General features: G+C 39.5%; 15 protein-coding genes and 1 tRNA gene. 5 read left to right on the forward strand and 11 right to left on the reverse strand.

Annotated features, from left to right (window positions below; translation table 11 throughout):
• Nucleotides 1–67: 67 nt before the first annotated feature.
• Complete coding sequence (locus H5968_RS21995; RefSeq protein WP_187041670.1) at nt 68–988, reverse strand: RluA family pseudouridine synthase; 921 nt, start codon at nt 986–988, stop codon at nt 68–70.
• Between the two features lie 1,047 nt (nt 989–2,035).
• Between H5968_RS21995 and H5968_RS22000 the strand changes: the two genes are divergently transcribed.
• Nucleotides 2,036–3,115, forward strand: a complete 1,080-nt coding sequence (locus tag H5968_RS22000; protein WP_096565045.1) for a response regulator — start codon at nt 2,036–2,038, stop codon at nt 3,113–3,115.
• Between the two features lie 59 nt (nt 3,116–3,174).
• On the opposite strand, the gene cobA is transcribed toward H5968_RS22000, so the two are convergent.
• Both cobA and H5968_RS22010 read right to left on the reverse strand, forming a co-directional pair.
• Entirely contained in the window at nt 3,175–3,921 is a 747-nt protein-coding gene (cobA, locus tag H5968_RS22005) for a uroporphyrinogen-III C-methyltransferase (RefSeq protein WP_096565043.1), read from the reverse strand.
• Entirely contained in the window at nt 3,914–4,645 is a 732-nt protein-coding gene (locus tag H5968_RS22010) for a sirohydrochlorin chelatase (RefSeq protein ID WP_187041671.1), read from the reverse strand. The genes cobA and H5968_RS22010 overlap by 8 nt, the downstream gene beginning before the upstream one ends.
• A 48-nt stretch (nt 4,646–4,693) precedes the next feature.
• On the opposite strand from H5968_RS22010, the gene H5968_RS22015 reads away from it, so the two are divergent.
• Entirely contained in the window at nt 4,694–4,882 is a 189-nt protein-coding gene (locus H5968_RS22015) for a hypothetical protein (protein WP_096565039.1), read from the forward strand.
• Here the strand turns inward: H5968_RS22015 and H5968_RS22020 are convergent.
• Together H5968_RS22020 and H5968_RS22025 are read right to left on the reverse strand one after the other, a co-directional pair.
• The gene (locus H5968_RS22020; protein WP_187041672.1) at nt 4,866–6,401 is read right to left on the reverse strand and encodes a serine/threonine-protein kinase; all 1,536 of its coding nucleotides are present in this window, start codon (nt 6,399–6,401) and stop codon (nt 4,866–4,868) included. The genes H5968_RS22015 and H5968_RS22020 overlap by 17 nt on opposite strands.
• Nucleotides 6,402–6,506: 105 nt before the next feature.
• On the reverse strand, nt 6,507–6,887 hold the full coding sequence (locus tag H5968_RS22025) for a DUF4359 domain-containing protein (protein ID WP_096565037.1): 381 nt from the start codon (nt 6,885–6,887) through the stop codon (nt 6,507–6,509).
• 118 nt (nt 6,888–7,005) lie between these two features.
• On the opposite strand from H5968_RS22025, the gene H5968_RS22030 reads away from it, so the two are divergent.
• Nucleotides 7,006–7,078 (forward strand) — tRNA-His (locus tag H5968_RS22030).
• Between the two features lie 336 nt (nt 7,079–7,414).
• Here H5968_RS22030 and H5968_RS22035 read toward each other — a convergent pair.
• Nucleotides 7,415–7,963, reverse strand: coding sequence for a peptidoglycan-binding protein (locus H5968_RS22035; RefSeq protein WP_187041673.1), 549 nt, complete (start codon nt 7,961–7,963; stop codon nt 7,415–7,417).
• Nucleotides 7,964–8,693: 730 nt separating this feature from the next.
• On the opposite strand from H5968_RS22035, the gene glgB reads away from it, so the two are divergent.
• On the forward strand, nt 8,694–10,985 hold the full coding sequence (glgB, locus tag H5968_RS22040) for a 1,4-alpha-glucan branching enzyme (protein ID WP_187041674.1): 2,292 nt from the start codon (nt 8,694–8,696) through the stop codon (nt 10,983–10,985).
• On the opposite strand, the gene H5968_RS22045 is transcribed toward glgB, so the two are convergent.
• The 4 genes from H5968_RS22045 to tyrS all read right to left on the reverse strand — a co-directional run bounded on the left by H5968_RS22045 (nt 10,945) and on the right by tyrS (nt 15,025).
• On the reverse strand, nt 10,945–11,631 hold the full coding sequence (locus H5968_RS22045) for a hypothetical protein (protein WP_255427223.1): 687 nt from the start codon (nt 11,629–11,631) through the stop codon (nt 10,945–10,947). The genes glgB and H5968_RS22045 overlap by 41 nt on opposite strands.
• Before the next feature lie 283 nt (nt 11,632–11,914).
• Entirely contained in the window at nt 11,915–12,622 is a 708-nt protein-coding gene (gene pyrF, locus H5968_RS22050) for an orotidine-5'-phosphate decarboxylase (protein ID WP_187041675.1), read from the reverse strand.
• A 451-nt stretch (nt 12,623–13,073) separates the two neighbouring features.
• Nucleotides 13,074–13,694 carry a Uma2 family endonuclease gene (locus H5968_RS22055; RefSeq protein ID WP_187041676.1) on the reverse strand — a complete coding sequence of 207 codons (621 nt, stop codon included), beginning with the start codon at nt 13,692–13,694 and terminating at the stop codon, nt 13,074–13,076.
• 134 nt (nt 13,695–13,828) lie between these two features.
• Nucleotides 13,829–15,025, reverse strand: coding sequence for a tyrosine--tRNA ligase (gene tyrS, locus H5968_RS22060; RefSeq protein WP_222620767.1), 1,197 nt, complete (start codon nt 15,023–15,025; stop codon nt 13,829–13,831).
• A gap of 182 nt (nt 15,026–15,207) precedes the next feature.
• Here tyrS and H5968_RS22065 point away from each other — a divergent pair, with 182 nt between their 5' ends.
• Nucleotides 15,208–17,130, forward strand: coding sequence for a transglycosylase domain-containing protein (locus tag H5968_RS22065; protein ID WP_137666381.1), 1,923 nt, complete (start codon nt 15,208–15,210; stop codon nt 17,128–17,130).
• 166 nt (nt 17,131–17,296) lie between these two features.
• Here the strand turns inward: H5968_RS22065 and H5968_RS22070 are convergent, their stop codons facing one another.
• Nucleotides 17,297–17,620, reverse strand: a complete 324-nt coding sequence (locus H5968_RS22070) for a DUF1825 family protein (RefSeq protein WP_096565025.1) — start codon at nt 17,618–17,620, stop codon at nt 17,297–17,299.
• Nucleotides 17,621–17,777: the final 157 nt, after the last annotated feature.

Below are 17,777 nucleotides of genomic sequence, written 5' to 3' on the forward strand. Positions count from 1 at the left end.
GGGTAATGGGGACTGGGGACTGGGTAATATTATTCCCAATCACTAATCACCAATCACCAATCACCAATCACCTACGACGGAGGACTTCTAATAGCTTTGTAAAGGTTTGGGGTAGGGGTGCGGTTACTTCCACCCAATCTCCAGAAATGGGATGCTGTAACTTGAGTCGCCAAGCGTGTAATGCTTGACCGGGCAAATTTACCCCCACAGAACGACCAGAACCATAAACAGGGTCGCCGACTATAGGATGACCGATTTTGGCACTGTGGACGCGAATTTGATGAGTACGCCCTGTTTCTAACTGGAAATGGATCAAGGTGTAGTTCCCCAGCCTTTCTTTCACTTGCCAATGGGTTATGGCTGACCTACCCCCCTCTTCTATGGGGACTATGGCCATTTTTTTGCGGTCTTGGGGATGACGACCAATGGGTAAATCTACAGTCCCGCTTTCGGTTTTTGGCGCACCGTAAACCACCCCTAAATATTCTCGGCGTGCTGTTTTTGCTTGTAGTTGTGCTTGTAGGTGTTGATAGGCAATATCAGTTTTAGCAATAGCGATCGCTCCAGTTGTATCTTTATCTAATCTGTGAACAATACCAGGACGTTGCACACCACCAATTCCCGGTAAATTAGGACAATGTGCCAACAAAGCATTTACTAATGTACCATCTGCGTGACCAGGTGCTGGATGAACTACCAAACCTGCGGGTTTATTGAGAATGAGTAATTGCTCATCTTCGTAGAGAATATCTAAAGGGATATCTTCTGCTACCAGTTCCAACGGTTGAACTGCGGGAATTTCTAAACAAATGCGATCGCCAAGTTTGAGATTTATTTTTTTAGATGTACAAACTTGATCATTGACTTGAACATGACCCTGTTCAATTAACTGTTGTACACGGGAACGAGATAAATCAGGTATTGCAGATGACAGATAACGATCCAGACGTTCAGTTTTCTCTTGGACTAAAAGATTAATAGCGGTCACAGTTGGTTAATTTTAAACAGCTAAGTATATGAAAATTCTACTGATATCAGGGAATGGTGATTGGTGATTAGTGATTGGGAATAATATTACCCATTACCCATTACCCAGTCCCCAATACCCTAAATCATCCTGATAGTGAATTATGAAAGAGGAAAAGAATAAATTAAGCACTGTATGAGTAGAAATAGTCCGGGATATAGTATAGCTAATTTACAGTACATTTGCTTTGTAGTCATTAGCTTTACTAGCTTAAAAGGACTATTGATTTTAAGCACAAACATCTTGTTTGATCAGCAAAATCAGGTGAAACATAGTATTTTTCAAGAATGGACAATTGACAATGACCTCTCCCTGAAAGTCAGAGGATTGAAAAAGCGGATTTTTTTTGGTTTTTTCCCCTTCAAAGGGGAGGTTTTAAACCTTGAATGAAACAATTATCAATTGTCAATTGTCAATTATCAATTGATAAACTGCTATTTTCATTACTAATTTTTGTCTTAACTTTAATTTTTTATATTAGGTTTAAAATAGTTTTTTATTTCCCTGTTAAATCTATAGTAACGTGAAATTAGTAGGTAATTACTGAGCATCTACACATATACCACATAATCATTCAAGGCTGGAATACAAAAAATTAGAAGTAATGGAGAAGGTGTAACTTTTCTGAACTTAATGCTTCTAAATCTTTGCTATTCTCATGTCTTACACCTTTATATTATTGGGGAAATTAAAGTCTATAACATCCAATGATGTCGTAGATTGAGCATTGCCAACCAGCCCTTATGGAAAAAGTGCAGGATGTGGATCTTGCCCATATGACTGCTGATAGGGGAATGCTTAGATAATTTCTGCTTTTTGCCCAGGTGAGGGGTGAGTGGGGTGTGGGGTGTTGGGTATTGTGTGTTTAGAGAAAAGACTTGCTATACTCACTCCCATGTAAACCGTTATCTTTATCTGGCATGAAGTCCAAAAAGACCGGTGTGAATCCTCTACAGGTGATTCACAAATTGTGATGTCAAATTTTTATTTGTATTCAAATCCATGCTAATGAAAACGCTTCCTATTAGTAGATACAGATTTTTCCAAAAACTACAACCTCTATCCCTGTTGAAGAAAATCACCAGTAAGTCGGTTACTGGTTGTTTAGAGGTATTTAGCACTTCCGGGGCTTGGTCAATATATGTACAAGAGGGGAAATTAATTTATGCTTGTTACTCAGAGAAGATGTTTGAGCCACTGTATCGCAACTTGCAGAGGTTGACCCAGAAAAATTCTACTCTTCCCAGAGGTATTAATGAGCAGTTACAAAGCATCTTTGAAAGAGGTGTGGAAAATCAGGCTATTCCCAATCCAGATTATTTAGCTATTTGCTGGTTGGTGAATGAGCAATATATTAGCTCTATGCAAGCGGCAATGCTCATTGAACAATTAGCTCTAGAATTTCTAGATTCATTTCTGCAAATCGAAGAGGGAAGTTATGAGTTTATCCATGAAACCTTTTTGGATGATTTACCCAAGTTTTGTCATTTGAATCTGCGCTTATTAGTGGAAAAGTGCCAGGCGGGGATAAAAGTTTCTCCTGAACAATTTTGGCAGTATAGTCAGCAATCTTCAGCAGGTGTCAGAGTTGCTACGGAGCAGTTTTGGCCAGACAATGAACCAAAGACACGCCCTAAAATTGAAGTACAATTGCCCCCAATTGGCAATAAACCACCAACTCCCAGCAAATATCAAAGATTTTATTCCCAACCCAAGGACAAAAAACATTACACAATTTTCTGTGTGGATGATAGTCCTTTGGTGTTAAATACTATTAAAAGTTTTTTAGATGAGCAAATATTTTCTGTATTTGGTGTTACAGATTCAGTAAAAGCTTTGATGGAAATTTTCCATACCAAACCAGATATGATTTTTCTGGATGTGACGATGCCGAATTTAGATGGCTATGAAATTTGCTCTTTATTGCGGAAACAGCCATATTTTAAAAATACACCTGTAATTATGGTGACAGAAAAAGCCAGCTTGATAGATAAAGCTAAAGCAAAACTCGTTAGAGCTTCAGCTTGCTTGACTAAGCCTTTAAATCAAAGTGATTTACTGAAAACGGTTTTTCAGCACATGATTTAAAGCAGATAATTGAAAGTAGATGATTGAAAGTAGAAAATATAAGTTTTTCTCGATCTAGATTACACTGGACGACAATTAGATAAAATACTGTGCATCTTGACTACTGCTCCAATGACTGCGATCGCTGGCGCACTAAATCCCGTCTCTTCAACTTGTTGCACAATTGTCCCTAACTCACCAATTAATTCTTCTTGTTCTGGCCGGGTTCCCCACCTCACCAAACCTATTGGAGTCTCTAGACTCAACCCAGATGAACTCAACTGTTCCACAATATAAGGTAGATTGTGGATACCCATATAAATAACTATTGTTTCTGAACCTTGGGCGATCGCTTGCCATTTTATAGTCGGTCGATACTTACCCGCCGCTTCGTGACCCGTTACAAATGTCACTGATGAACTATACAGACGGTGGGTTAAGGGAATACCAGCATAAGCCGCCGCTGCAATGCCGGCTGTGATCCCCGGCACAACTTCTACAGAAATTCCCGATTCTAGTAACTCTGCCATTTCTTCCCCACCACGCCCAAAAATAAAAGGATCGCCACCTTTTAACCGCACCACAATTTCATGATCTTGGGCTTTTTCAATGAGTAGTTGGGTAGTTTCTTCCTGTAAGAGCGAATGTCTCCCCATGCGCTTACCAGCGTTGATTTTTTCAGCTTGGGGATTGATCATTGCCAAAACCGGCGGACTTACCAAAGCATCATAAATAACTACATCCGCACATTCCAATAAACTTTTACCCTTGAGAGTCATGAGTCCAGGATCACCAGGACCAGCACCGATTAAATAAACCTTACCCAAAAACTTTTTCCCCTTCTGTTGCTAAATCCCAGATTATATCAGCTAGTTCTGGGCTGACTCCTAAAGGTGGTGCTAATTGCAACTTTACCCCAGGAAATTTTAATTTTAGCTTTTCTAAAGATTCGGCGATCGCATCAGTTATTCCCCCAGTGAATAAAAAATATGGCAAAATTGCAATCTGCTGATTACCAGCAGCTACTATTTCTTTTATCTTTGTTTCTAAACTGGGAGATACAGACCAATAAGCCGTTACTGCTCCCAAACTCCTAGCTATATCTTCTACTGGTTGTTGTGAACCAGAACGACGACTACCATGTGCTAACAGAATTACTGCCTCTGCTTTTATAGTAGCTATTGTTGAAGTCAGCAGTTTTGCTAAATTTCCATGACTTCCTAAATAGGGTTTAATCTCAATCTGGATCTTTTCACCCAGTGCTGTTTGTGCAAGTTCCACTTCTGCGGGAATATCTGACATGACATGAACTCCCGGTAGCAGAAATAAAGGTATAATTTTTAGGCATTTGCAACCAAAAGCTAAAGCCTTTGGCGCGAAATCTTGAATTTGCTGGTTTAATGGTTGAGTATTTAGCTCTAGGGTAGCTATCCCTACTAAATGTTCACTATCTGGTAATTTCAGACTGAGCAGCTTTGCTAGTTGCTGCATAGCAATATTTGGACGCGAATCACGACTACCGTGAGATACTAAAAGATAAGCAGATGACATAGGCTGACGATGTGATTAACTAAAAATTTAGGTTAAGGAGTATTTATTATGAAAGAATTTATGCACTCTTTAGAAGAATTAGTGGACAAACTAACACTAGGTGCAATTCTAGAGATGTTAGAACGAATCTGCCACAAAAAAGCAGAAAATCTCAGAACTCACTGGAATGATGAAGAAAACGCCAAGTTATGGGAAAAAGCGGCTAAACAAATCGAAAATATCAATGTCGATATTTGAAAAGAGCAGCACTCAAAGTATTCATGTGTTCCCAGGGTTTAGTCCCTCCCACCCAAGGATGCGAGGGTAAATTTCCTTTGGGGAATGTTTTGGGTGCTGGCCAGGGAAAAACTAAATTCTGATTATAAGAACTAGATTTTGTGAGATCCCAGCCAACAGCAGCACAAAATCGAGGATAATCTTGACCACAGCTTTCATATATTTCTATTTGCACACTGAAACCAAAATGACCTTGACTATATTTTGTCCATAAATGATCAATTATCTGTAAATCCTCAGATGGTAAGTTTTCTAAATCACTATTAAATAAATATTTTCCCACAGGTTTAGATAAAGCTTGACGCAGCACTGTCCAGGTTTCATCATCTGCTTTTTGCCATTTTTTGAACTTGAGTAATTTTTCTAACCTTTTGTAATTAACTCCGGCGGCTGAATATAAGGTATTGTGAAGATTAATTGATTTTTGTTTAACTGGTTTTATTTCTGTGTTGACTGCTGCTAAAACTTCTGTAGCAGACTGGTAACGTTGGGGTAGGGCATTTTGTAGCAGTTTATTCAGAATAGCACTCAAACGCTCGGAAACTTGATTTTCCGGTAATAAATAATCTTGCCATATCCAGCGATCGCTTGTCACATCAAATAAATCAAAGGGAGAAACACCTGTTAATAAGTAAATGCAAGTTACACCCAAACTATACAAATCACTTGCTGCTAAGGCCTTACCCCTCATTTGTTCAGGAGCCATATATTCAGGACTTCCTACCGTTGTACCAGTATTTACTGAAGCTGTAGCGGTGATTTGTTTCGCTACTCCAAAATCAATTAAAACCAAGTTTCCTGCTTCAGTATTATTGTTATTACGGTTTTTTATTTTACTGGGTTTTCCAAAGTTTTTGGGTTGTTGTTGAGCATTGAAAGATTGCAATTCACCCAAATTCATAGTAGGATTTAATGATTCTACCTCAGTAATTGGTGGAGGATCTTCAGATGTATTACCTAACAATGAAATATATCTTCTCATAATATTTGCTGGTTTAATATCCCGATGTATCACTTTTCGAGTATGAATAAATTCCAGCACTGGTAATAAATCTTTGAGTAGTTGCCAAATATGCACTTCAGCAAATACACCTTGCTCTTGTAATTCTTGTGCTAATGTCTTGCCTACAATTAATTCCTGTACTAAATATAGTTGATTGTCTTGTTCAAAGTGTGCAAGCAAATGAGGGATTTGGGGATGTTGTAATTCATCTAATCTCACTGCTTCTTGGTGAAATAATTCCACCGCTTTTGCAAAAGTAGTTGTATTCGTATCAGGAAAATATAATTGTTTAATTACACATTTAACTTTAGATGGTATATCCTCATCTACAGCTAAAAAAGTTCTGCCAAAACCACCGCTACCAATGGGATAAATTGGACGATAGCGTTCTTTAAGCAGTAAAGGCTTTCCACATTTGATACAGAAACGAGCATTGTCCAGGTTCTGTGGGTATAAACAAGCAATACAACAAGTCATTAGTCATAGGTAGATGGGGAGGTAGGGGAAGCTCGCAAGGGTAGGGGAAGTAGGGGAAGTAAGGGAGGTTAATAACCCAGTCACCAGTCAGCAATCACCAATCCCCTATTTCTTTTCTGCTTTATAAGTATAAAAGTTGTCAAATGCGCCTACTGTTTCAAATTTGTAACCAGGTATTAAATTATCAATTTTTAAATCAGTAGTATAAAGACTAAAAACAATATAGTTCTGTCTTTTTGTGGTGGCAGAAATAATATCTTTAATTTGCGGTTGAGCGGAATCAACCAGCTGATTGCAATTAAATTGTATCAGATTTTGCAAAAAATTCGGTGTTTTTTGACAAAAATCTGTTTTTAAGTAAGTTGTCAAACGTTGTACTGCATACTCTTCATATTTAGGCTGTTGTGGATTTGTGGTAGCCATCGTCACTCCCAAGACTGCTATTCCTGCTGCGCCTACAGATGCAATTAAAGTCAATACTTTCATATATACCAGGTTGTGATCTAATGACTACAGTTTAAAGACTACAAAAAAAATTAGTCAATTTCAGTCAAAAAAAATCTTGATTATTTTTTAAAGTCGTGCTATGCTCAGAGAGTAAATGGCGAGCGTAGCCAAGTGGTTAAGGCAGTGGATTGTGGTTCCACCACTCGCGGGTTCGAGTCCCGTCGTTCGCCCTAGTGATAAATTATTACTTTCTGTGGTTTCAAGCAACGCGAGGAAAGAAAACAAAAAGGAAAGTAAATTAATATTGGCTCTGTTTTTACTCAGTGCTGACTAATACAATAGACCTCTCCAAAATAGAATGTATTAATTTGTCATAAGTTGTAGGGGCGAAGCTTATGGATGATAATTTAACGGAAAAATCAGACATCTAGATATCCCATAAGCTTCGACCTGCCCCCATAAATAGGTTCCATAATTTCTTTTCTGGAGATACAGCATAAGTATCGTTAATTAGTAGGGGACTGGTGACTGGGGGGAATAAGATACTACTTCTTCCCTCCTGCCTCCTAAATTGACAACTCCCACCAAGTTTTTTGACCAACAATACCATCTACTAATAAATTACGTTGACTTTGAAAAGCTTTAATAGCTGCTTCAGTAAGAGGACCAAATATACCATCAACTCGAATACCATAGCCATTAGATACCAATAAACGCTGCATAATTCTTACAGACATACCAGAACTACCAAAACGTAAAGTTGGCATGGGTTGTCTGTTATGTGCTGGGTATCGTGCTAATAGCTGCTCTTTTGTAGGGATATCCTGAGCATCAGCTAACTCAAAAGATATTGAGGGCAGGTGCTTTTGTCGAATTTGTTTTAATATATGATCCCGCTGATGTGCCAGTGCTGAAATTTGAGGTTTGTCCCTTCCGTCTACTGTCATAAATTCAGGTGGTGTGATTTGAGAAATAGAAGTTAATTGAGATAACTGACTATTTTTTGAATTATGCACGCCATTTTCCGTTGTCAATGGTCGCTGCTCCGGCAAATGGGGCAAATTTGGTTGTGTGGTGCTTAATACGCCCGTCATTAGCAGGCTAATTTCAGTCATTTTAGTTCATCTGATATTTTGTACCTATAAGGATAAACCAGGAGTAGACAAACAAATAGTGTGAAACTGTAACTCTCGTCCAACAAATTATTTTATGTAAGCTAAAGTAATAAATAATACAACTAATTACAGTGTAAAAACTTATTTATTGGGAAATTTGATTAATGTTAGTAGACGATGATTCTATCGAAGAAAAGAGGTTTTTAGGTTAATTTACTTTTCTTTACATACTTTGGTTGTTTCCCGTCTTTCTACTTATCAATTGTCAATTGTCAATTATCAGTTGATAACAGTAATATCTAACTGCAAATTGTCAATTTTTGTGTAGTATATATTACTATGTTGTATTTACACAATTAAGCTATTGCTGAGTCATATTTATAACGTTTTATTACTTTATCACTTTACCAGTCTAGGAGTTCTTAGTTAATTTTAGCAAAAAAATATTGACAAAAAGTTTATTTTACCCATAGTACAGCAACATAATTGCAACAATTGGGTGTAAAACCCGGCTGAGTCCCGCAAAGCTAACACCTTTTCAGGCAAAAATTTTTTGAAGCGGTTATCATCACCGTTACCAAAATACCTCTTCCAGTCCCCATTTCCCAATAAGATACATTCTGGTGTTAGGATAACCGTGACGACAAAAATGCAAATAAATGTAAACAATATATATTAAGTTCTTAAAAACTGAATTTACTTAATCACCTTATTTCCAGTAGGTAGCTTCATGTCCATCAGTACCATCGCTCCTGAGCAGGTTAATCGCATTGTTGGGAATCAGCATCATGATCCGTTTGAGGTACTAGGTTCACATCTTATAGAACAGGAAGGTAAAAACGTCTGGGCTGTGCGAGCTTACCTCCCAAATGCCAGCGCAGTTTATGTAGTAGTTCCAGAAGGACGCAAAGAATATCCCATGACAACGGTGCATCATCCCCATTTTTTTGAATGCACCATAGAAACACCAGAACTTAACAACTACCAATTACGAATCAAAGAAGGAGAGCATGAGCGAGTCATTTATGATCCTTATGCCTTCCGTTCTCCCCATTTAACAGATTTTGATTTGCATTTATTTGCAGAAGGAAATCATCACCGCATTTACGAAAAATTGGGAGCGCATCTTACAGAAGTTGATGGTGTCAAAGGTGTTTATTTCGCCGTTTGGGCTCCCAATGCTCGCAACGTTTCTGTTTTGGGAGACTTCAACCACTGGGATGGACGCAAACACCAAATGCGGAAAGGACACACAGGGGTTTGGGAATTATTTATTCCTGAACTGGGTGTGGGAGAACATTACAAATATGAAATCAAAAATTTTGACGGACACATTTACGAAAAATCTGATCCCTACGGTTTCCAACAAGAACCACGTCCCAAAACAGCATCTATTGTCAGTGACTTAAATGCTTACAGATGGACTGATGAAAATTGGATGGAAACCAGGAGACATACTGATCCCCTCACCCAACCAATTTCCGTTTATGAAGTGCATTTAGGGTCTTGGTTACACGCTGCTAGTGGCGAACCAGCAAAATTGCCCAACGGCGAAACAGAACCAGTAGTTATTGCTTCAGAACTCAATCCTGGGGCGCGTTTCCTTACCTATCGGGAACTAGCAGCCAAACTCATCCCCTATGTCAAAGACCTGGGATATACGCATATAGAATTGTTACCCATTGCCGAGCATCCCTTTGATGGTTCTTGGGGTTATCAAGTCACAGGTTACTTTGCTCCCACTTCCCGGTTTGGCAGTCCTGAAGATTTCATGTATTTTGTAGACCAATGTCACTTAAATGGTATTGGTGTACTGGTAGATTGGGTTCCTGGACATTTCCCTAAAGATGGTCATGGTTTAGCTTTCTTTGATGGTACTCATCTTTATGAACACGCTGATCCCCGCAAAGGTGAACATAAGGAATGGGGAACTTTAGTATTTAATTACTCCCGCAACGAAGTTAGAAATTTCTTAGTTGCTAACGCCCTGTTCTGGTTTGATAAATACCATATTGATGGCATTCGTGTTGATGCGGTTGCTTCGATGCTTTACAACGATTATTGTCGTAAAGATGGCGAATGGCTACCTAACCAGTACGGTGGTAGGGAAAATTTAGAAGCGGCTGATTTTCTACGTCAAGTAAATCACAACATCTTTAGTTATTTTCCTGGAGTCCTTTCCATTGCCGAAGAATCTACTTCTTGGCCTATGGTGTCTTGGCCTACCTATACAGGTGGTTTAGGGTTCAACCTGAAATGGAACATGGGTTGGATGCACGATATGTTGGATTATTTCAGCATGGACCCTTGGTTTAGGCAGTTTCATCAAAACAATGTCACCTTTAGTATGTGGTACAACCACAGTGAAAACTTCATGTTGGCATTGTCACACGATGAAGTTGTACATGGTAAGAGCAATATCATCGGTAAAATGCCCGGTGATAGATGGCAGAAGTTAGCTAATGTGCGGACTTTATTTGCTTATATGTTTGCTCACCCTGGAAAGAAAACCATGTTTATGAGTATGGAGTTTGGCCAGTGGAGTGAGTGGAATGTGTGGGCGGATTTGGAATGGCAGTTATTACAACATGAACCCCATCAACAGTTAAAAGCATTTTTTAAGGAGATAAATCATCTTTACCGTTCTGAACCTGCTTTATATACTCAGGATTTTGCGCGGGAAGGGTTTGATTGGATTGATTGTAGCGATAACCGTCACAGTGTAGTTTCTTTTGTCCGTCGTGCTAAAGATACCGATGAGTTTGTAGTTGTGGTTTGTAATTTTACACCTCAACCCCATTCTCACTATCGCATCGGTGTACCAGAGAAAGGATTTTATACTGAGTTGTTCAATAGCGATGCGCGTAAATATGGCGGTAGCAATATGGGCAACTTAGGAGGAAAATGGACTGATGATTGGTCTTTACATAATCGTCCTTATTCCTTAGATTTGTGTTTACCACCTTTGGGAGTTTTGATTCTCAAACTGGATCAAGAAAAGACTGCGGAAGCACTGAGTTAAGGTTTAAACTGGGATGTTGCGGGGAGTAGTTGACACTTCCTGCTTCACAATCCCGTAACCAAAGTTTAACACCTTGAGCGATCGCCCCCTGACTACTATCTCTTGGTGGTGCTAAGGGTGGTTTTACTGGATATTCACCAGTTTGCGTAAACATCATCACCACCTGCCAACCCAAAGTAGTTTTCGTCAAAAACAACCTGTGGAACTGTTGCAACTCCACCGCCTTTTTATTAATATACTGACGTTCCAGAGTCGTGAAAAAAACCTGCTCAACTCCTTCAGAAGCATAATTATTAGTATTATTAGCAGTATCAATACCAGGGTTTAAAGGTAAAGGTTGAAACTCCGGCTTACCTGCCACCAAAATATAAGGATAGATATCAACACTGCGACTCAGACGACGGGATCTTTGAATGACGCGGTTAGCATAGCTAGGTAAATCTAACATCAACTGAGTAGTTAAACCTTCTAAACCTTGCTGAGAACAAGAACTACTCATTTTGGAATCAACAGGTTTAGGAGAGAGATTTTTGGCGAAAACAGGAGATACAAAGACAAAAGACTGAAAAAGCCACAAAGGAAAAAGAAATACTAAATCCTTAAAAACAAACCAGCCATTTTTTCTTCCTTCATCTTGAAAATTCATCAAATTCAAAAAATCACATCTTGTAAAAAATATTATCGCATAACTTGGGCGGGCAAGACTTGTACTGAGCGGTTAGTGAGCGCAGTCGAACTATGCCGAAGTATGCCCACCCTACAAAAACTTAGAACACAGTCAAAAAATCTCTCTGAAACCTCTTATCTTCGTGTCCTTCGCTTCTACCCTGCGGTAACACCTTCGGTGAACGTGGTTTGTTTCTCTCTTCCTTTGCGCCTACCCTACGGGATCTGCTGACGGAGATTGCGCGAAACAAAAACAGAGTAACCTAAGCAACCTCTTCACAAACCCTATTCCAAGCCAGAACCGGATCAGCAGCAGCAGTAATAGGACGACCGATCACCAAAAAATCAGCACCAGCTTGAAAAGCTTGAGAAGGGGTGAGCGATCGCTTTTGATCACCTTTTTCAGCCCAGCTAGGACGCACCCCAGGACAAACCAGCAAAAAATCTTTACCGCAACTGTCCCGCAACTGTGCCACCTCTTGGGGAGAACAAACCGCCCCATTCAAACCCGCATTTTTGGACAAAAGTGCCATTTCTAAAGCAAATTCGGGCAATTCCAGAGGTATTTTCAAATCAAACGCCAAATCTCGCGCCGAAATGCTAGTTAACAGAGTAATAGCAATTAACTTAGGCGGTTTAGTTCCCGCCTTTTCTGCTCCCACCTGCACCGCTTCTACAGCAGCCTTCAAGCAATCATTACCACAAGTAGCATGAATTGTCAACAAATCCACCCCATAACCAGCAGCAGCACGACAAGCACCGGCGACAGTATTGGGGATATCGTGAAACTTCAAATCCAGGAAAATCCGCTTTTGGCGAGATTTTAACACATTTAGAATAGCCGGACCCGTGCTAGTAAACAATTCTAAACCAACCTTCCAGAACGTGACTTGGGGAAGTTTATCCACAAGAGCGATCGCACTTTCTAAATCTGGTACATCTAAAGGAACTATAATTTTTTCATCATTCATAATTCTGGTTATTACATTCAGTTATAGTAGTCCTATTAAGGGTGAAAATGTCAACATCTCATGATATCTTCCATCCGCGGAATTTATCTAACACGTAAAGACGGGTGTTCAAAACCGGATAATCATTTTTTGGCAAGGATTTGAGGATGTCTTTGACAATCTTGGGAAATGAATTTATAATCATGATCCAATCAATATTTTGATATAGCTTGCTCAAATTTTAATATATTTTGGGTTATTTTTATCACAGATTTCTTAACATTCAACACTTCTGACCTTAGAATTATCTTCCACTAATTTTATTAATGGGTTAGAATCTCTACAAAATGGGTTAGAATTTTTACAAAAAAGATATTTAATTAACAAAATTGTAGAAGATAACATATTGTTTGATTTATCTCCCATTTTTCCATTTTTAGGGAATATGTCAGAAATTTTTGTGAAGATTAATCTACATCATCCCCGCCTGAAAAATCTGATTTGCGGTTAAATTTAATTCAGAAAAAACTTGAGAAATAACCCGTTCATCATCTCTAAATTTACTGATTTGATATTCTCCATCTACCAAATTACAAACAGAAATAGTAGGTTGTTTGGGATTACCAATAAAATTACGTCCTCCTAAAGCTGCATAATCTATAATCCAATATTCAGCAATACCCATTTCTTCATAATCAGCGTACTTTAAATAATAATCATCACGCCAATTAGTGGAAACAACTTCGATGATTAAAGGTATGGAAGCACCATTACTAATAACTGATTGTTTTTTCCATAATGGTTCATTAGCTAAATTAGCACGATTTAAAACTAACAAATCGGGAAAATAACCAGAATCTTTACCTTCTGGTCTAACTATAACTTGATTAGGTATCACATACGGAAGATTTAACCCATCAATTTTAGCACTAATTTTGATAGTTAAAAACCCTTTAACTTCTTCATGATCTCCCACCGGTTGCCCCATTGTGACAATTGCTCCATGATGTAATTCATAACGTATATCGGAATTGTCAGGAAGCCAGTTAACAAATTCCTCAAAGGTGACAATTTTATTTAGGGTTTGAATCATGACTGTGAACAATTATTGATGATGAAAATATTATAACAGCAGGGTGCGTCAGATATCAAAAGTATATTTATTTACATGACTTCTAACGTCTGACGCACTCTACGAGTCCCGTACGGGTGAACGGCTATTCTCTCCTACTTTACTAACCGCACAAAATTTTTTTTACCCACCTGTAACACTTTACCATATAAATCATCAGGCTGAGAAAAAATTAAATCCACATCATTAATCTTATCACCGTCTATCCTGACTCCACCCTCTTGAATTTTACGCTTACCTTCTCCCGTACTTTTACACAAACCAGAAGCACCGAGAATAAAAGCTAATTTAGCCGGAAAATCAGGTATAGCAGCCAAAGAAAACTCAGGTAATGCTCCCTCCTTACCACCACTTTTCGCCGCTTCTCTAGCCTCATTAGCCGCTTGTTCACCGTGATATTGACGGACAATTTCCCAGGCTAAAAATTCTTGGCGATCGCGTGGGTTTTCTGGCAAACTCTCCAAAGGTAAATCCGTCAACAACTCAAAATACTGTGACAGTAAATTATCTGGCACAGCTTGAAGCTTCTGATATTTCTGGGAAGGATGCTCAGAAAGTCCGACATAATTACTTAAAGACTTAGACATTTTTTGTACACCATCAGTCCCGATCAAAATAGGTAATAATAGCCCAAACTGTGGTTTTAAGCCAAAATGACGTTGTAAATCTCGACCCACAGCAATGTTAAACTTTTGATCAGTTCCCCCTAATTCCACATCAGACTCCACAGCCACAGAATCAAAACCTTGCATCAGTGGATACAGGAACTCATGGAGGAAAATCGGATTCTCTTTCTTATAACGTTCAGCAAAACCTTCCTTGGCCAACATCTGTCCCACCGTCATCGTAGACAGCAACTCCAGAATTTTCCCCAAATCTAAACGGGAAAGCCATTCCGAGTTGTAACGCACCTCCAACCTGCCAGGTGTGTCAAAATCTAAAATAGGACGTACTTGATCAAGATAAGTTTGGGCATTTTGTGCCACCTCTACCTCAGTCAACTGACGACGGACATCAGACTTACCCGTAGGATCACCAATTCTTGCGGTAAAATCACCAATAATCAAAACCGCCGTATGACCAGCATCTTGAAACGCCCGCAGTTTTCTTACTGGTATACTATGACCCAAATGAATATCCGCACCAGTAGGATCAATACCCAACTTGATCCTTAAAGGACGGTCAGCATTCAGCAACCGCTTTTCCAAACTTTCAGTTTCACTATCAGCATCATGAGGTTGAGGAAAAATTTCTGCCACACCACGATGTAGCCAAGAGAAATTTTGCGCCATACTAGCCATACTATAAGATTCACTATTAACTACACTTTGCACTTTAGAAATTAGGTTGGTAACGTCCACTGGCAAATTATCCGTTTTCTGTTCTGCCAAACTACTATAATTGCAAAAAATTAACCGACTTTTTTCATTTCATCAATTACATTTATATTTATTAGTGAGGAAGTAAAACCGCCGTGTCTTCTAGGACTTTTGTAAACAAGCAATCCCAAGACCAGGCTTCATCTGGGTTTGAATTTTTTAAAGGCGTAGGTCAGGTAACTGGCGCTACCCTACTATCGCTCACACTGCTGTCAAGTTCTATTGCAGCGGGGGGACTGGTGGGACTGGCCATAAGTTTCCGCAACTTGCCAGACGTGAGACAGTTACGCAGCTTTTCTCCCACAGAAACCACATACATATATGACATTAAAGGTAAACTCATATCAAGCATTCACGGTGAAGCAAACCGCGAAGTAGTACCCTTAAATAGAATTTCCCCGAACCTCAAACGCGCTGTACTAGCCAGTGAAGACGGTCACTTCTACAGTCACCAAGGCATTAACCCTTCTGGTGTAGGAAGGGCTGTAGTAGTAAACTTGGTAGCAGGTGGTGTAAAAGAAGGTGGTTCTACCATCACCATGCAGTTGGTGAAAAACCTGTTTTTGTCTCATCGGCGGGCTTTTACTCGCAAATTAGCCGAAGCAGTTTTAGCCATTCGTTTAGAACAAATTCTGGAGAAAAACGAAATTTTAGAAATGTACCTCAATCAAGTATATTGGGGTCATAATAACTACGGTGTACAAACAGCCGCCCGGACTTATTTTGATAAATCAGCCGAATTTTTAACCTTGGGTGAGTCAGCAATGATGGCGGGTTTGATCCAAGCCCCAGAAGAGTTTAGCCCCTTTGCCAGTATGAAAAAGGCAAAACAAAAACAAAAAGAAGTGTTAGGGCGGATGTTAGACTTGCGGTGGATCACCCAAAAAGAATATGATGATGCCATCAAGGAAGAAATTAAACTAGGGAGAATTAGGTCATTTCAAGGTAGCGCCCTACCTTATATTAGCAATACCGTAGCCCAGGAACTGGTGAAAAAGTTTGGAAGGGATACAATGCTGAAAGGGGGGATGCGGGTACAAACCACCGTTGATGCCAAATTCCAGATGATGGCAGAATCAACTGTGAGTAAGTGGCACAAAAATTTACTAGGTCAAGGGTTGCGTGGAAACCAAATTGCTTTAGTTGCAGTTGATCCCCGCACACATTTTGTCAAAGCTCTAGTTGGTGGGGTAGATTCTAGAGCAAGTGAGTTTAACCGCGCTACCCAAGCACTCAGACAACCAGGTTCGGCTTTTAAACCTTTCGTTTATTATGCTGCCTTTGCCACTGGTAAATATGCTCCAGATAGCACCGTATTAGATACCCCTGTTAGCTACCGAGATGGCAATGGTTGGTACTTCCCCAGAAACTACGATGGTGGGTTTAGTGGTGCAATGTCTATCCGTACCGCTTTAGCTCAATCTCGCAACATCCCTGTAATTAAGCTTGGTAAAGCCATAGGGATGAATAAAGTTGTTGAAACCTGTCGGACTTTGGGTATCATGAGTCCAATGGAACCAGTTACCTCCCTGCCTTTAGGTGCTATTGGTATGACTCCCTTGGAAATGGCCAGTGCCTACGCTACCTTTGCGAATTATGGCTGGCAATCACCAGCAACAGTAATAGTCAGAATTACAGATAGTAGTGGTAATGTGTTACTCGACAACACACCAAAACCCCAGCGAGTTCTTGATCCCTGGGCATCAGCAGCAACTATAGATATTATGCAATCTGTGGTTAGTAGCGGTACGGGTAAGGGTGCAGATATAGGCAGGCCATCAGCAGGAAAAACAGGAACAACTTCCTCAGAAAAAGATATTTGGTATGTGGGTACTGTGCCACAACTCACAACTGCTGTCTGGGTGGGAAGAGATGATAACCTACAATTATCCAGTGGTGCTACAGGTGGTGGTATGGTTGCTCCCATCTGGCGTGATTTTATGGAGCAAGCCCTTAAAGGAGTACCATCAGAGAAATTTAAAACACCTTCCCAGTTTCCACGTCCTAAAGCAAATTAGAGTGAGGTAATGGGTAATGGGTAATGGGTAATGGATAATGGGTGATACAATGGGTGGATTTAGGATTTTGGATTGTATTTCATGAACTCCAATCTAAAATCTAAAATTTTTAAAATCTAAAATTTTTTCCCAATCACCAATCACCAATCACCAATCACCAATACCCTCATACCTGTTTTTCCAACTCAGCTTTCATTCTTTGCAGAGTCATATTCATCTGCTCAAACATTTGTTGTGGTGTAACACCAAACTGATTTAGCTGAGTTTTTAGTTGCTGTATGGTCATTTGCGCCATAAAATCTTCTGATAGCTCGAACCGCTTCATAAAGACGCGATATCGGTCCATCATAGATTCCATCTGCTCAATAAACAGCTTTTTGCCCTCGCGGTCAAATTTGCCGTAGTTGTTGCCAAGTTGAATCAGTGCTTGGTAATCTTCAAAAAGCTGTTTGGCTTCGTGTTGAACTATTTCAGAGTCAAAGAATCCCATTTTACTTATATTCAACTGAGTGCTTGTACTCAGTAGCTGAAAGTTTTGTCTCTAGTCTTATTTTAGTCTAGAGGACTAATCTAGAGAACAAAATTCGCTGGAAGTACGGTTTTTTACAGAAATTTCACTACTTGACTGGGGACTGGGGACTGGGGAC

Source organism: Sphaerospermopsis sp. LEGE 00249 (assembly GCF_014299995.1).
Lineage (GTDB): Bacteria > Cyanobacteriota > Cyanobacteriia > Cyanobacteriales > Nostocaceae > Sphaerospermopsis > Sphaerospermopsis kisseleviana.

Excerpts from the sequence above, each read along its gene's own strand:
- H5968_RS22025 (WP_096565037.1), bottom strand. The coding sequence starts at position 6,887 with ATGAAAGTATTGACTTTAATTGCATCTGTAGGCGCAGCAGGAATAGCA.
- H5968_RS22070 (WP_096565025.1), bottom strand. The coding sequence starts at position 17,620 with ATGGGATTCTTTGACTCTGAAATAGTTCAACACGAAGCCAAACAGCTT.
- H5968_RS22045 (WP_255427223.1), bottom strand. The coding sequence starts at position 11,631 with ATGAATTTTCAAGATGAAGGAAGAAAAAATGGCTGGTTTGTTTTTAAG.
- glgB (WP_187041674.1), top strand. The coding sequence starts at position 8,694 with ATGTCCATCAGTACCATCGCTCCTGAGCAGGTTAATCGCATTGTTGGG.
- pyrF (WP_187041675.1), bottom strand. The coding sequence starts at position 12,622 with ATGAATGATGAAAAAATTATAGTTCCTTTAGATGTACCAGATTTAGAA.
- tyrS (WP_222620767.1), bottom strand. The coding sequence starts at position 15,025 with ATGGCGCAAAATTTCTCTTGGCTACATCGTGGTGTGGCAGAAATTTTT.
- H5968_RS22015 (WP_096565039.1), top strand. The coding sequence starts at position 4,694 with ATGAAAGAATTTATGCACTCTTTAGAAGAATTAGTGGACAAACTAACA.
- H5968_RS22020 (WP_187041672.1), bottom strand. The coding sequence starts at position 6,401 with ATGACTTGTTGTATTGCTTGTTTATACCCACAGAACCTGGACAATGCT.
- H5968_RS22055 (WP_187041676.1), bottom strand. The coding sequence starts at position 13,694 with ATGATTCAAACCCTAAATAAAATTGTCACCTTTGAGGAATTTGTTAAC.
- H5968_RS22035 (WP_187041673.1), bottom strand. The coding sequence starts at position 7,963 with ATGACTGAAATTAGCCTGCTAATGACGGGCGTATTAAGCACCACACAA.
- H5968_RS22000 (WP_096565045.1), top strand. The coding sequence starts at position 2,036 with ATGAAAACGCTTCCTATTAGTAGATACAGATTTTTCCAAAAACTACAA.
- H5968_RS22010 (WP_187041671.1), bottom strand. The coding sequence starts at position 4,645 with ATGTCATCTGCTTATCTTTTAGTATCTCACGGTAGTCGTGATTCGCGT.